The sequence below is a fragment of the uncultured Helicobacter sp. genome, from assembly GCF_937906905.1.
GTDB lineage: Bacteria > Campylobacterota > Campylobacteria > Campylobacterales > Helicobacteraceae > Helicobacter_B.
The window spans coordinates 23,590-38,050 of sequence record NZ_CALERY010000011.1 but is presented as its reverse complement, the minus strand read 5'-3'; the positions used below and the strand labels follow the sequence as shown (position 1 = coordinate 38,050).

Genomic DNA, 14,461 nt, shown 5'->3' with positions numbered 1-14,461 from the left:
CTATAAGGCTATGGGCTAGATTCTGGGAAGATTTGCATTGGAGAATCTCTACTGCTTGTGTTTGCTGCGCGTGCTTATCGCTTCACGCCTAGTATTTTGGTGCGCTGGATAAGGCAGCTCATGCCATAGTAAGAGAGTGGGGCGGAGTAGGAGTAGGATTCTGGGCGATTGAAATCGATACGCGAGATTGTTTGGGCGATGAGATCTTTATAAATCCCCTCATAGATACATGCGCCATCGGCAATACTGCCATCGATATAGAGAATCCGCTTTTTCATGTGGTTATCATACCAATCCATGATGAAATGGTATTCAGCAAGGAGATTAGTCCAAGTTGCATAGCCTGTGATGATAGGCAATGTCTCTTTGCGGCAATAATACATACCCTCGTGATTGAAGCAGGCGGTGCGATTGAGTATTTTAGAGGGGACATATTGGATACTTGAGGTGGGGAAAGTGCGCGTGGTTTTTACAAGAGCGATGTAGATGATATTGCGCGCGGTCTTATCGGGAATCTGTCCTTGGGTGTAGATTGAGTTAAACCCGCGCTGCTGGAGCATTTCGATGACAAATGGAATATATGATGCTGCGAGTAAATCTCCATTGACATGCTTGATGAGCACTGGGGCATTGATATTGAGCTCGTAGGGTTGTTTTAGGCTTGATGCGTATTGCATTTGCACAAGATTCCCCGCACAGCCTAGTAGCATTGGCAGGACAAAAGCGATAAGCCCACTTATAGACAAGATAACTCTCACGCGATACTCCAAAGCAAATTTCACTTCTACAAATTTGAAAGAGCAAAAGCAAAAGACATTCCCTATCATATCTCTCCTGTGCCATACACCCACAAGCACGCCCCATAGAATCCCGCCGCTAGCAAAAGTAGCGCATAATATCCAGCGCGCGAGAACATCGCCCATACACTAGCTCCTAGATACGCGCATAAAAACCACCATGGCGTAATAATATCCACACTTTCAATCTCTAGTCTAAGCGCCATATCAAGCCAAAAATCCAGTGTCCCGCCCACTCCAAAGATATGCAGCACAATCGCCAGAGGAAAAAGCACCACAAACGCCATGCTCACAGGGATAGAGACAAGCTGCCATGGCGAGAAATAGGGGAAAAACACATGCACCACAGGCATAATCATCAAAAATACCCCCACATGTAGCCACAGCACGCGTAGTAAAATCCTAGCCCAAGCGCCATAGTTAGCAGCGTTGTTCGTAGAGTCTTGTGCGGGATTTGCATGGAGATTCTGGGCAGTGCTATCAGGCTTGTGTGATGGCTCTAGCATATAGCGCAGTATGACAAAAATATAAAATACCCCAGTCACAGAGAGAATAAATCCACGATTAAAAGCCACATTAGGGAAAGCTATGGCACAAAGCAATGCGCACAATCCTAGCAAGCTAAAGCTTACAAGCTTTAGCCCGGAGAGATAGAGCGCAAAGCCCACTGCTGCCATGACAAACGCGCGCAAAAACGATGGCGCAAAATCCAAAATCACAAGATAGCCAAAAAGCAAGATAAGCACGATTGCGCCCAAATCATAAGCTTCATTGCGATAGCTGAAATATCGCCTCTGCAGTGCGCGATAGGGCGGGGTAAGCAGCACAAGAAGCACAAATGAAATAATCCCCAGATGAAAGCCACTAATGGCAAAAATATGCGCTAAGCCTAGGGTATTGCTCACATCGCGCCAGGCTTTTGGCAGCGGGGTGGCTAGAAAGAGCGCAGAGAAAAGCCCAGCATGATTGGTATTTGTGGCTTGGCTTGTATGCTCGTTTGCGGATTGCTTTGTATGCTGACTTGCGATATAGGCTTTGATTGGAGTGGTGGATTCTCTTTGTGGGAGAGTGGAGATTGAGAATCCCACAAAAAAGCAGCTGCGAAAATACTGCAGAAAGCTGCAATCTTTTTGACTATTTATTTTGCCATATAGGCGGATTTTGCGTCCTTGCAGGTTTTTTAAATCCTCTTTTGAAGTGGTGTAGAGTGTATGAGTATTGCTTGAGAGTTTTAGCACCCAGTAAGGTTTAGCGTTTTTGTGTTTTTGGTATTGGGAGATGACTAGGGCTTCTATCTCGCCAGGCTCTTCAAAAGGGAGATTCTGGTAGAGTGCATAATCCACCCCCACGCGCACACATAGCATAAATGCAAGCACCATAAGAGCTATATTCCACTGCTTTTGGTTAAAGAGCGGGATATCAAAGGGTGAGCGTGTGGATTTTTGTGCCATGATTTATGCGTTTGGGTGAGCGTGTGGGGTTATGGGGGTGTCTTTGAATGGCATACAGGAGAGCATAGAGTGCAGAATCCAGCGCGCTAGATTCTATGGCTAGATTGGCACAATATCGATATTGTCTCCACCGATATCACCGATATCGCCCTTAGCGATTGTGGGCTCATAGGAGAACTCCTGGGCTTTGGCTTTGTCTTCAAAGCGAATAAAAGGCTTATTGAATTGGATTCTAATCGAGCGCGTCTCGCCATTGCGGTTTTTGGCAATGATGATTTCGACATTTTCTTCAATATCTTTTTCGCGCAGCTCATTAAGCTTGGCTCTAAGCTTATTGAGCTTGTCTTTGTCTTTGGCATCATCGCGCGGGTTGTTTTGGATTTGCTCGATTTGGTTTTGCAGGGATTTTATCGCATAGATATCCTCTCGGTAGAGAAACAGCACCACATCAGCGTCTTGCTCGATTGAGCCAGATTCTCGCAAGTCAGAGAGCTGGGGGCGTTTGTCTTCGCGTGTATCTACTGCGCGACTGACTTGGGATAGCGCGATGATGGGGATTTGCAAATCGCGTGCAAGCGTCTTTAGCCCGCGCGAGATCTCGCTTATCTCCTCATGCCTTGCCGCATCGCTTCTCCTAGAGCCACTGCCGCTCATGAGCTGGAGATAATCCACAACTGCGAGCTGGAGACTTGGGACTTGGGTTTTTAGCTTGCGCAGCTTGGAGCGTAGCTGTCCTATCGTCAGCGAGCTACCATCATCGATATAGAGAGATTTATTGAGTAGCATGCTTGTGGTTTGATTGAGCTTCTCCCATTGATTATCATCGAGATTGCCTTTGCGCAGGTCTTGGAGTGGGATAGAAGTCAGCGAGGAGAGCATGCGAAACATCAGCTGCGTGGCGGGCATTTCTAGGCTAAATATCGCCACTGCATCGCCATGATTGAGCGTGTGCTGGATCATGTTGAGAAATAGCGTTGTTTTCCCCATGGCTGGGCGCGCACCGATGATGATAAGCTCGCCTTGTCGAAATCCTGTGGTGTATCTATTAAGCCCGGCAAACCCGGTATCCACGCCCACTAGCTCGCTATTGCCAAGCTCTTTCATCTTGATAAGCTCTTCCATAGTGTCATCGATGATAGAGCGCACACTCTGGAATTCTGTGTGCGCGCTTTTAAGCGAGATAGCATAGACTTCTTTCTCAATCTCATCAAGCAGCTCATCACTCTCTAAGCTCACATCGCTGGTGCGCGCGGCGATTTTGCTTGCCAGGCTTGCGAGCTGGCGTTTGATGGAGGCAGCTTTGATTTCCTTGATGTAGGCAGCGACATTGGCGATTGGGCTTGTGGCGATGATATGGGAGAAATCCTCCTCGCTAATAAGCTTTTCTTGCTTGACTCTGGAAGCGACGAAATCCGCGTTTATAGGGAGATTTTGGACCTTTAATTCGAGGCAAATTTCATAGAGCTTCTGGTGTGGCACGAAAAGAAAATCCGTAACAATAAGCGTGTCATGCACTTCGGTAAATACCTGCTCGTCAAACAAAAATGCCGCGATGAGCCCGCGCTCGACATTAAGCAAATAGGTGCTTGTGTCATCAAGTTGTTTCATGGTCTGCCTTGCGATGATGTATGATGATGTATAGCGTTAGATTCTAGCTTGGACAACACGCAATCATAGCCAAACTTCACACAGGCTTGGCTAAAACTCAAAGCTTTAGCCACAGCGTGAGTGGAATTACCAAGATACCAAAATTAAGCTTGCATAGGCTAAGATTCTGGCTTAATCAAACCCATGAAGGAGTATTTATGCGATTTTACGATTATAAAGGCGGCACGCTTGTGCGAAAGATTTTTGGATTCCCACTCATACGAAAGGACAATGTCATCACGCTACTTGTGTTTGGATTCCCACTTGTGCAAAAAGCTATCACATCAACTTGGCATTTAAACGGGGGGGGGGGGGCGATTATAAATTATCGCCTAATGATTTGTGGTATCACGATTAGTAGAAAACAGGAGCATGAAGCCTATTGTATGCTTTTAGATCCATGGTTTGAAAATATCCTCCCTACACTCCAAGCTCCCGATATTCTCTCTCGTCTCCAAGCCCTTACAAAAGGGCTTGATATACAAAGCACAAATCGAGTCTATCAAATCATCGCGCGCACCATAGAGGCTTCGCAAAGTCCAACAAAATCAATCAATAGCCTCACGAAAGAGGAATGTAAGGATCTTGAGGCACATTATCGTGAGTTTCTTCCTAATATTTCTTGTATCAAGCCTGCACATGGCAATGAAGCAGGGATTTATCAATACAATGGCTACTTGTTACCAGGACAACATTTTGATGAGGTGTTTTGGTATCGACATGGGCTAGATACGCTAAAAAATCCAGCATATCTGCAAGGCAAAGATATTATCGATGCTGGTGGCTATATCGGTGATAGCGCGCTAATCTTGCAAGAATACACGGATAAAAATGTCCATAGCTTCGAAGCCACCAGGCGAAATTTCACCCTTATGCAAGAGACCTTGAGACTCAATAATACCACGCGTATTATCCCGGTGAATAAGGGGCTGGGTAGTAAGCCTGATAAAATGACAATTAGTGTCAATGGTGGCTCTTCGTCGTTGATTTCTAATAACCCTTGGGAAAATGGTGTGCATGAGGAGATAGAAATCATCACGCTTGATAGCTATGTGGCAGAGCATAATCTCCGCGTGGGCTTTATTAAAGTCGATATTGAGGGCTTTGAGCTAGAGTTCTTAAAAGGCGCGAAAAATACAATCTGCACGCAAAAGCCTGCTATGCTTATTAGCATTTATCACAATATCGAGCATTTTCTAGAGATTAAGCCTATGCTAGAATCCTGGAATCTAGGCTATACATTCCGCATACATCGCCCTACTAGCCATAGTATTTCGGTAGAAACGGCGCTTTTTTGCGAGATTTTAGACTAAGCTGGATTCTGGTTGTGCGTATTTCGTTTGGTGGTGGGTGTGGATTTGGGTTTAGATTCTATGAGATTTAACCGCAAATACTAGGAATTTTAGGTAGAATAGGCGCCCAAACGGCTTGCAAAGGATAAATAATGAACGATACGCTTCTCACACTTGTTGAGCAGAATCTCCCACCACTCCCAGACACGGTCATCAAGCTGCGCGACTATATTGATGAAAAGGGTTCAAAAATCGAGCTAAGTGGCGTGGTGGATATCATCTCTAAAGATCCGCTTGCCACAGCAAACCTACTTAAAACCGCCAACTCTGCTTACTATGGATTCTCACAAGAGATTTCTACGATCAACCAAGTTATCGCGCTTTTGGGGATTGAAAATGTCAAAAACATCATCATGGCGGATTCTCTGCGATCGCGGATTAAAATCAATGTAAGTCCCTATGGGCTTGATACAAATCTTTTCGTGGGTAACTGCGCTAAGGAAGTGGATTTCATCTCAAGCTGGTTGAATGAAGAGGATAAAAAGCTCGCCCAGACGCTTATCCCATGCGCTATGCTGCTGCGACTTGGTATGATTCTCTTTTCCAGTGTGCTTATTAAATCCAGGAAAGACAAAGAGTTTCTTGCTGCGCTTAAGGCAAATGAATTTAAAAATATTGCGCTAGTGGAGCAGGACTTTTTCGGGGTGGATCATATTTCATTTTTGGCGTATTGTTTTGATCACTGGAAGTTTGATGAGCTGCTTATCCAGACGGTGGTTTATGTGATAAATCCACATTCCGCTCCACCAAGCATCAAGAAAAATGCCTATGCGCTAGCTATTGCAAATAGGATTTTCGAGCCTTATGAGGGTGGAAATGACTACAATACAAACGAAGCGCTTGCTTTGCTTAAAGAGGCTGTGCAGCAAGATGTGAGCTTTGATGAGGCAAATCTCATCAAACATATTCCAAATTTCAAACCCCAAGCTAAGTAGTGTGCATTGGGCAGGGATAGCGCCAGGGTAAATGCACAAGAGAGCTTGAAAGAGTATATAGCAGTGCGGTTAGCGATTCCAATGCTTTTGTAGCGTAATAGTTTATAGAGATTCCATTGCGGCGCTGGCTTGTTTGCTCAATCATCGTTTTTTTGTTGATTTTATGCACGCACGCACTCGCAGCGCCCACTCCACCAAAGATAAACCAAAAGCAACTTGATATCGATCTTAATCGTGAGGGCTGGCTTATCGACATCTCGCGCCTCTCTATCAATTTCTCCTCCACTAAAATTGCCAACCAAGATGCCTACGAGGAATTTGCCAATAGCCGTTTGAGCGGGGATTCCCAGCTGATTATGCAGTTTTATGGCTACATGCTTGCAGACTACTATACCAAGCGTTTTGTGTTTTTTAACTCTCTGCTCGCAGAATATGGCGAGACCATGGTATCCCCCATGCCCAAACAGCGCGTGCGCAATAAAACACTCGATAGGATTCTCTTCTCCACTGGTTATACACAGCGGATCTGGCATTTAGAAAAGGTCGATGGCGGCGAGATAGGTCCTTATATCCAGCTAAGCTTGCAGAGTGAATTTACCCCCTCGCCAAACCTTACCTACCGCAAAAAATACTTCCGCTATGCACTTGGCGTGCGATTGTTTGATGGGCGCTATATTGAAAATCTTAAGCTCAATGTCTTTGGTGAGGAGGATTTTAGCGATGTGCGCGCACCTATAGAATCTATGGGCATGGAGACTGGGCTATCTATCAACAAAGAGCTTCGCGAGGGAGTGGGGCTAATCTCGCTACTAAACTACCGCTACTATATCCTAAACAATTACCCAACTCTGCGCAACCCAGAACATGAGCTAGAGTTCAATGTGCGGCTTGACACTATGCTATGGGGGAATTTCAGCGTCTCGCCGTTTGTAAGCTTCTATCTGCTTAAAGGGCGCTATATCGACAAGCCCGCGACAAACTTGTTCATCGGTATTTCGCTGGGATTTGGCAAGGTGCTAAAAGACAATAAAATCCCAGAATCCACAGCAGAGTAAAAAGACAGATAAAAGGAAAGCCCAAAAGCCAATGCCTACAAAAGTGGATTCTAGGGTTTGCGCTGCTAGATTCTATTTTCGCACTAGATTTTGGCTTGTGGGTTGCCACGACTTGCTGCCGCAAGTCTCGCAATGACAGGGTAGGAATGGATTGCCACGCGCACAGGTCCGCTGGCGATGACGGATAGGGGGAGGCTGCCGCAATGGATACTCAAAGCTCAATCGCCTAAAAATTAAAAAGCTCCTGCCATTGTGGCACTACCGCTTGCTTGCTAAAGTTTCGCGCCATAAGCTCCCTAGCATTCGCACCAAACTCCGCACGCTTTGTCTCATCGCTCATTAGCTCACACAGCCTAGTGGCAAAGCTCTCTTTATCGCCATCTTCTATCAAATACCCACTTTTACCTTGTGCGATAATATCGCTAGGACCAGCAGCAATGTCAAAGGCAATGCCTGCTAGCCCATAGCTACACGCCTCTGCTAGTGCCATACCAAAGCCCTCAAAATAGCTACACATCGCATACACACTAGCCCCTAGATACACACTCTCCATATCCTGCCTAAAGCCAAGCAGCCGCACGCTAGAGCTTAAGCCCTTTTGCGCGATAGTGGATTCTAGCGTTTCTTGCAGTCCCCCACTGCCTACGATATGCAGCTCCCACTGCGCTAATGCGCTAGAATCTTTGGCGCGCTCTTGCACCATCTCCCAAATATCAAGCAGCCTATCAAAGCCCTTTTCCCCACTTAGCCGCCCCACAGATAGCACGACTTTGCTGCGAGAATCGCTAGAGGTGGTAGGGATTTGCGGAATCGTGGGGAGGAAGTTTGGGACTACCCGCACGCAGTGATGATAGCTCTGCCAAGTGGCTAGCTCTTTTTGTGAAAGCACGACTAAAGTGTCAAACTTGGCTAGATTGCGCCTTTTACGCGTGCTTAAGTGCTTAGGCGCATTTAAATGCCACAGCCGCACATAGCGCGTGCCATCTAGCTTGGCGCGGGGGATATACCAGCCATCATTACTTAGCACGATAGCAGGCTGATACGCTAGCAATGCCCTATCCACCCTATAAGCAAGCAAGGGGCGCAAGAGCTTCTGCCAGAGTTTAGCGAGCTTGCTTAGGCGTCTTGGGGGATTGGCTTTAGGGTCGTGTGTATTTGGGCTTATGCTAGGGTGTTGTGCGCGCGGCTTACGAGAGAGAGAGAGAGTAGCTCCGCCCTAGAATCTAGCGGATAGATTGGCACATCATTACTACTAAAAAGGCTTATGACTTGCACGCTAAAGCCGCATTCCACAAAGGCATTTGCTAGATTGACCCCCACGCGCTCGCCCCCGCCTGCTTCTGTGATGTCTTTAGCGATGATAGCTATGCGTGGGCTTGCTTGATGACTTGGCGAGCTTGTGGGGCTGGGGGCTTTTGGCAGTGTCAAAGCCGCAGAAGTATCTAGGAGCGTCCTGCCAAAGAGTATGATTGTCTTGCGGTTTTTGGTGAGATGCAAGCAGAATTTATCCGCCCTCCACTCTCTAAAGCTCCTAGTCCTAGCCATAAATTCTTCTAGGCTTTTTGCTTGTAGGGCGATCTTTAGGGGCTTGTTTTTCTCCAAAGTCTTTTGACCAAGCTCCAAAGAGCGCAAAAACTCTTGCAGCTGCGCCAAATAGCTAGAATCTAGCTGTGCGAAGCGATTGGGGCGGAGCAAATCTGTGGGCAAGCGGTAGGACTCTAGGTATCCGTGCTGCGCAAAAAACTCATACACAAAGCCAAACACTTGGAAAAACTCTTGCGGTGGGTGGGTTTTGCTCGTGAGCGAGCCGCTACGCACGCGGTAAAAATACCGCGCATTTTTGCTTAACGCCACTCTGCCAACCAAAGCGTGCGCACACACGCTAAAGCCAATATCTTCGTTAAAACGACTTGCTGGAAAACGCAAGTTTTGTAGCAAGTCGCGGGCAAATACGCTGTGCGGAGCTCCAATCTTGCGCGCGATATTTTTGCTTGTAACCTTGCGGATAATGCCTTTGCTCTTAGGCTGCCTTATGGCAAACATCGCGCTATCATAGCTAGAATCTAAAAACCGGCACACATCGCGCGTGGTCGCCATCTGCGTGGCATTGGATTCTAGGGTGTAGATGAGATTGGCATAGTAGTCTATGCCCACCACATCATCTGGGTCCATAAAGCCGATATAGCCCACTTGGGGCAAGTGTGTATAGACATACTTAAGCCCTGTGTTTCTTGTAGCCCCTATGCCTTGATTTTCTTGCGTTAAGAGAGTGAAGCGTGAGTCGCGCTTGGCATACTCGGTGATAATCTGCGCGCTAGAATCGCTGCTGCCATCATCGACACATATCGCTATAAACTCCCCATAGCTCTGCGCACTTAAGGACTCTAAGCACTCTAGCAAATACTGCTCTACATTATAGATAGGGATAATTATGGCAAGGGTTTTCATTGGGTCTCCTTTGTGTTTGGTGGATTTTTGCGCTGGTGGGATTCGGCTTTTGGGCTAGAATCGCGGATTGCTTCGCGCGTGCTGCGGTTACATACGCTCTAGTATGCGCCCTTGCACGCACTCGCAAAGCCACAATTCTAGCCTCAAAATCCTAGAATCCACTTTTGCACTAGATTCTAGCTTGTGGATTGCGAGCTTTGCGGACCGCAAAGCTCGCAATGAGGGGCTACCACCGCTCGCCAATTTCTCAAAAGTAAGCATTGATGTAGTGAGTGAAAGCGCAAACCACTTGTGGTGGCTTGCGCGTAAATTACGCCTTTTTGCTACTCACAATTTCTACGATATTATCGCCCACCATTACGGCAATTTTCTCCATAAACTCCGCTGGACTTGTGAAGCCCACACAAGAGCAGTTGATCTCACCTAGCACATATTTGTCCTTGCCATTTGCATCAGTATCTAGGATAAAGTCTGCTGTCCAAATCAATGGCAGATCATAGTTGCCAAGCTTTGAGCGGATCTCTGGTAATTGCACCAAAAACCAATCAATGAGCGATTGCCAGTCTTTTGGCTCATCATAGCGGTATTTCGCACCACTAAAGAGTGTCGCAGAAAAAGCATCGCCCCCTTCAGCTGGCTTTTTATGCACGACATATACAGGCGTTTTATAGAGCATTAGGATTCTAATCTCGCCCTCTTTAATGCGCGGCAAGAACGACATATCCACAAGCATTCCATTATCACCGATGATATATTGCTCGCAAAAGTCCATAAACTCCCCAAGCTTGCGTATTTCAGTGTGATTATCTTTAGCCTCTGTGCAGATGATTGTGGTATCTAGCGGGAGAGATTCTACCCTGCCATAATCGCTTGCAGATTCTAGGCGCACACGCCAGATCCCCTCCCCTGTGGAGCCGCGATTTTGCTTCAGCACGCGCTCGCCTTTGGCTAGGCTTTTTGGGAAAGTGCTTTTAAAAGTCGCAATATCATAGTAGGCATAAGTATCATCAGGCACAAGATCTGTGCTAGCTAGCTTTGTAAGCGCGTCCTTTGCCCCATAGCCAATCATCGCATCAGGGTGGGACATACCCACAAGCCCATCATCACAGAGCTTGCGTAGCACATCAAAGTAGAGCTTCTCCTCTTTCAAATTCCCCGGATTAACGCGCGATACATAGCCATCTGCGCTTGCTTTGACACGCTCATAAATCGCATTGCGCTCGCTCTCATTGCGCAAAATATCATCGGTGAAAAACACCACTTCAGCGTTCCAGCCCTTTGCCTTTAGGGCATTGACCATTGGCATAGTGTCTTTTCTATATCCATCAGGACCCTTGTCGCTCCCGCCTTTTGCCTCGAAAAACACGATGTTCTTTTTCATCACAACTCCTTATAGAAAGATAGCCCAAAGCATACCACAAAACCGCCAAAAACGCCATAAGCACCCCGTGGCTGTGGATAGGTATAGCCACGCTTAAACAGGGTGGTGAGCGCTATGTTTGGATTCTGGCTTTGTGGCTTTAGTGTGGAGCTATTTGATAAGTGCGCTGATAGTTTTGAAGCTTTTGTGCTTGGCGGTGTGCATGGCGCCAAACAGGAGGGATTCTACATTGCTAATGTGTGCGCCAGAAGCCGCCATGAGATCCAGAGCGTTTAGGTGGTTATCACGGCTGCGCGAGCTAAGCGCATCTTGGGCGACCCAGACATCAATCCCAAGCTTCCTGGCATGCAGCACACTCTGGAGCACACATACATGGCTTTCAATCCCGCAAATCATAAGCGTGGCTGCGTTGTGCTGCGCAATCGCTTTGGTGATGTTTTCATCGCCAAAGATACTAAAGCTGACTTTCTCGAAAATCTGCACCCCACTTCTAGCTGGCTCGTAGGGATTTGGCGCGCGAGAATCTATCCCTAGAGAGCCTGAAGTGGATTGCGGATTGCCAAAATCCAGTGCAGAGAGTATGCGCTCATCGGTCTTGCCAAGCCCTTTTGGATACTGCTCGGTGATGATGATAGGGATTTCTAATGCGCGCGCACCTTTGATAAGTGTGCAGGATTTATGGATAAGCTGCTCTTGCTTGCTCATCGCAGGTAGCAGTCGCTCCTGGATATCGATGACTACAAGCAGTGCGGATTCTGGTGTAAAAAGCCCGTGGGAAAATGCCTGCATAAGCACCCCTTGCTAGAGTTTAGAGACGATTGCTTGAGTATCTTGGGCGATGACGAGCTCTTCATTTGTGGGGATTACGCAGACCTTGACTTTGGAGTCTTTTGTAGAGATGATTGCTTCTTGCCCGCAGGCATTGTTCGCTTCTACATCGAGCTTCACGCCTAGGAACTCCAAATGCTCCACAATCATGCCGCGGATAAATTTGGCATTCTCACCTACACCTGCGCAGAAGCTTATCGCATCTACGCCAATGAGCACCGCGCAGTAGGAGCCGATATACTTAAGCACGCGGTAAGCAAACGCTGCGCGCGCGAGTTTAGCACGCTCATCGCCTTTGAGATCTGCATCAAGCAAGTCGCGAAAATCGCTTGAAAGCCCAGAAATCCCCAGCACACCGGATTTTTTGTTAAGGATATTGACGATTTCTTTTGCGCTAAGTTTCTCTCGATCTGCGATGTATTCGAGAATCGCAGGATCTAGATCCCCGCTTCGCGTGCCCATGATAAGTCCCTCTAGTGGGGTTAGCCCCATGCTCGTATCGATACATTTGCCGTTTTTTACCGCACAGATTGATGAGCCATTGCCAAGGTGGCAGACGATGATTTTGGAGTTATGATAATCAAGCCCGAGAAACTCCGCTGTCCTGCGAGAGACATATTTGTGGCTTGTGCCATGGAATCCATATCGACGCACTTTGTGTTTCTCATACCATTCATAAGGCACGCCATACATGTAGGCTCTAGCAGGCATGCTTTGGTGGAATGCTGTGTCAAACACTGCGACCATAGGTGTTTCTGGCATGAGCTCTTGGCAGGAGCGGATACCGATGAGATTGGCTGGATTGTGCAAGGGGGCGAGAGTGGCGCATTCGCTGATCTCACTAAGCACATTTTCATCAATAAGCACAGATTCTTTGAAAAACTCCCCGCCATGCACGACCCTATGTCCCACAGCTGAAATCTCACTAAGCGAGCTTACGGCGTTTTTCTCTTGTAGGTGCGATAGCACAAGTGCTATGGCTTTGGCATGAGTGGGGATAGGCGTGGCGGTGGTGGATTTCTCGCCTTGCTCATTTTTGTAGTTTATCTCGCTCCCTTCAATCCCTATCCTATCGCACATTCCAGAAGCAAGCACCTTGTCGCTCTTTGTCTCTATGAGTTGAAATTTCAGCGATGAGCTCCCGCAATTGATGACTAAAACTTTCATTTACTCTCCTTGTTGTGGTGTATTGGCATGAAGCAATCACTAGCTAGTGTAGGGGATTTAAACTTAAGGTGTATAAATTTTGTGCGGGCATTTGGCTTTTTGTGTAGTTTTAACACATTTTAGAAAATGTGGAGATGTTTAGATTCTACACTGATTCTGCTATGCAAGGGCTAAATCTCTAAAGCCTAGAAACTAATACGCACTAGATTTTAAAGATTATCCATGAGATTTGCTGCTTTTATCAATCGGTCTTTATCAAAATGTGTATAAATCCTACTTGTATTTAAATCCGCATGCCCCAGGGCTTCTTGGACGAGGACTAGGTCTTTATGCTTTTGGTAGAGCAGGGTGGCAAAGGAGTGGCGTAGCATGTGCGCGCCCATTTTTTCCTTTTTTATCCCGATGTTTAGGAGCATTTTGCGCACGATTCCATAGACATAGGGCTGGCTTAGGGGCTTGCCGTTTTTGTTGCAAAAAAGCAGGTTGTTTTGGATATTTGGGATTGTATGGCGTATGTGAAGCCAAGATTCTAGCTGGCTTTGGATATGGTTAGATTTTATCATCACTACGCGGTATTTGTCGCCTTTGCCTTGGATTGTGAGCATGTAGATATTGTTTTCTTTGATGATTTTTTGGGCTTGGAGATTGATTGCCTCGCTTACGCGGATTCCAGTATAGATGATAAATTTCACAATCAATCGATCGCGCGCTTGCATTTTGGGGCTTAGTGGGGTGGTGTCGATTGACTGCAAGAAACGCTCTAGCTCATCGGTTTTGAGAAATGTCGGGAGCTTGACGCCACTCTGTCCGCGTGTGCCTGCGAGATTTTTTAGCTCGATATTAAAGATATAGGATTTGCCGCTTTCATCTTCGTTGTGCTTGTCGATAAAGCCAAAAAACCCAAGCAGCGCGATACGATAATTGCGCTTAGTGGCATTGGAGAGACGCGCGGTGCGCAGGGTGATAAACTCTGCAAGCAAGCTTTCATCGATTTCTTCTAAATCACAGATTCTAGAATCTGCTAGAAATTCCCCAAGCCCAAGCAGTGGGAGTGCGTAGGTATTGATCCCTGTCATGCCGCTGTTGCGGGAGTGCTTGATGGCTTCTGCGAGCTGGTGGAGAGAGCGTGCATCGCGGATAGATTCTATGGCTTGGTGTAGGGCGCTGGAGTCATGGATATGGCGGTTTGAAAGTGTGGTGATTTTATGGATAAAAAACTTGCTAAGCCAGAAGACATAATTGCCAAGCAGTGTGGAGTGGGATTGCAGGGGATAGGTCATGCACCGCCTTTTGGGAGAAGCTCATATCTGTCGCAGGAAACCGCAGAAAACGATGTAAATTATAGCATTTGTGCAAATATATTGCAGACACAATAAAACTAAAAGCTTTAAAAAAGTAGA

General features: G+C 46.8%; 14 protein-coding genes. 3 read left to right on the top strand and 11 right to left on the bottom strand.

The window, feature by feature from the left end:
- Positions 1-74 precede the first annotated feature (74 nt).
- The 3 genes from Q0171_RS02830 to dnaB form a co-directional block, all read right to left on the bottom strand.
- Positions 75-827, bottom strand: coding sequence for a hypothetical protein (locus tag Q0171_RS02830; protein ID WP_299326578.1), 753 nt, complete (start codon positions 825-827; stop codon positions 75-77).
- Positions 824-2,248: a ComEC/Rec2 family competence protein gene (locus Q0171_RS02825; RefSeq protein WP_299326575.1), complete on the bottom strand. Its 1,425-nt coding sequence runs from the start codon at positions 2,246-2,248 to the stop codon at positions 824-826. The genes Q0171_RS02830 and Q0171_RS02825 overlap by 4 nt, the downstream gene beginning before the upstream one ends.
- 99 nt (positions 2,249-2,347) lie before the next feature.
- A complete protein-coding gene (gene dnaB / locus Q0171_RS02820; protein WP_299326572.1) occupies positions 2,348-3,856 on the bottom strand; it encodes a replicative DNA helicase in 1,509 nt (502 codons plus the stop codon).
- 197 nt (positions 3,857-4,053) lie between these two features.
- On the opposite strand from dnaB, the gene Q0171_RS02815 reads away from it, so the two are divergent.
- The 3 genes from Q0171_RS02815 to Q0171_RS02805 all read left to right on the top strand — a co-directional run bounded on the left by Q0171_RS02815 (position 4,054) and on the right by Q0171_RS02805 (position 7,237).
- Complete coding sequence (locus Q0171_RS02815; protein WP_299326569.1) at positions 4,054-5,208, top strand: FkbM family methyltransferase; 1,155 nt, start codon at positions 4,054-4,056, stop codon at positions 5,206-5,208.
- Positions 5,209-5,339: 131 nt separating this feature from the next.
- Positions 5,340-6,182 (top strand): HDOD domain-containing protein, encoded by an 843-nt coding sequence (locus tag Q0171_RS02810; RefSeq protein ID WP_299326566.1) that lies wholly within the window; start codon positions 5,340-5,342, stop codon positions 6,180-6,182.
- 116 nt (positions 6,183-6,298) lie between these two features.
- On the top strand, positions 6,299-7,237 hold the full coding sequence (locus Q0171_RS02805) for a hypothetical protein (protein ID WP_299326564.1): 939 nt from the start codon (positions 6,299-6,301) through the stop codon (positions 7,235-7,237).
- A gap of 83 nt (positions 7,238-7,320) precedes the next feature.
- On the opposite strand, the gene Q0171_RS02800 is transcribed toward Q0171_RS02805, so the two are convergent.
- From Q0171_RS02800 to Q0171_RS02765, 8 genes are all read right to left on the bottom strand, one after another.
- Positions 7,321-7,452: a hypothetical protein gene (locus tag Q0171_RS02800; RefSeq protein ID WP_299326561.1), complete on the bottom strand. Its 132-nt coding sequence runs from the start codon at positions 7,450-7,452 to the stop codon at positions 7,321-7,323.
- Between the two features lie 11 nt (positions 7,453-7,463).
- Positions 7,464-8,324 carry a glycosyltransferase gene (locus tag Q0171_RS02795; RefSeq protein ID WP_299326558.1) on the bottom strand — a complete coding sequence of 287 codons (861 nt, stop codon included), beginning with the start codon at positions 8,322-8,324 and terminating at the stop codon, positions 7,464-7,466.
- 74 nt (positions 8,325-8,398) lie between these two features.
- Positions 8,399-9,685 carry a glycosyltransferase gene (locus Q0171_RS02790; RefSeq protein ID WP_299326555.1) on the bottom strand — a complete coding sequence of 429 codons (1,287 nt, stop codon included), beginning with the start codon at positions 9,683-9,685 and terminating at the stop codon, positions 8,399-8,401.
- Between the two features lie 87 nt (positions 9,686-9,772).
- Positions 9,773-9,895: a hypothetical protein gene (locus Q0171_RS02785; RefSeq protein ID WP_299326552.1), complete on the bottom strand. Its 123-nt coding sequence runs from the start codon at positions 9,893-9,895 to the stop codon at positions 9,773-9,775.
- A 100-nt stretch (positions 9,896-9,995) separates the two neighbouring features.
- Positions 9,996-11,066 carry a Cj0069 family protein gene (locus Q0171_RS02780; RefSeq protein ID WP_299326549.1) on the bottom strand — a complete coding sequence of 357 codons (1,071 nt, stop codon included), beginning with the start codon at positions 11,064-11,066 and terminating at the stop codon, positions 9,996-9,998.
- 150 nt (positions 11,067-11,216) lie between these two features.
- Positions 11,217-11,855: an isochorismatase family protein gene (locus tag Q0171_RS02775; protein WP_299326546.1), complete on the bottom strand. Its 639-nt coding sequence runs from the start codon at positions 11,853-11,855 to the stop codon at positions 11,217-11,219.
- A gap of 12 nt (positions 11,856-11,867) precedes the next feature.
- Complete coding sequence (locus tag Q0171_RS02770; protein ID WP_299326543.1) at positions 11,868-13,061, bottom strand: acetate kinase; 1,194 nt, start codon at positions 13,059-13,061, stop codon at positions 11,868-11,870.
- 209 nt (positions 13,062-13,270) lie between these two features.
- Entirely contained in the window at positions 13,271-14,341 is a 1,071-nt protein-coding gene (locus tag Q0171_RS02765) for a tyrosine-type recombinase/integrase (protein ID WP_299326540.1), read from the bottom strand.
- Positions 14,342-14,461 lie beyond the last annotated feature (120 nt).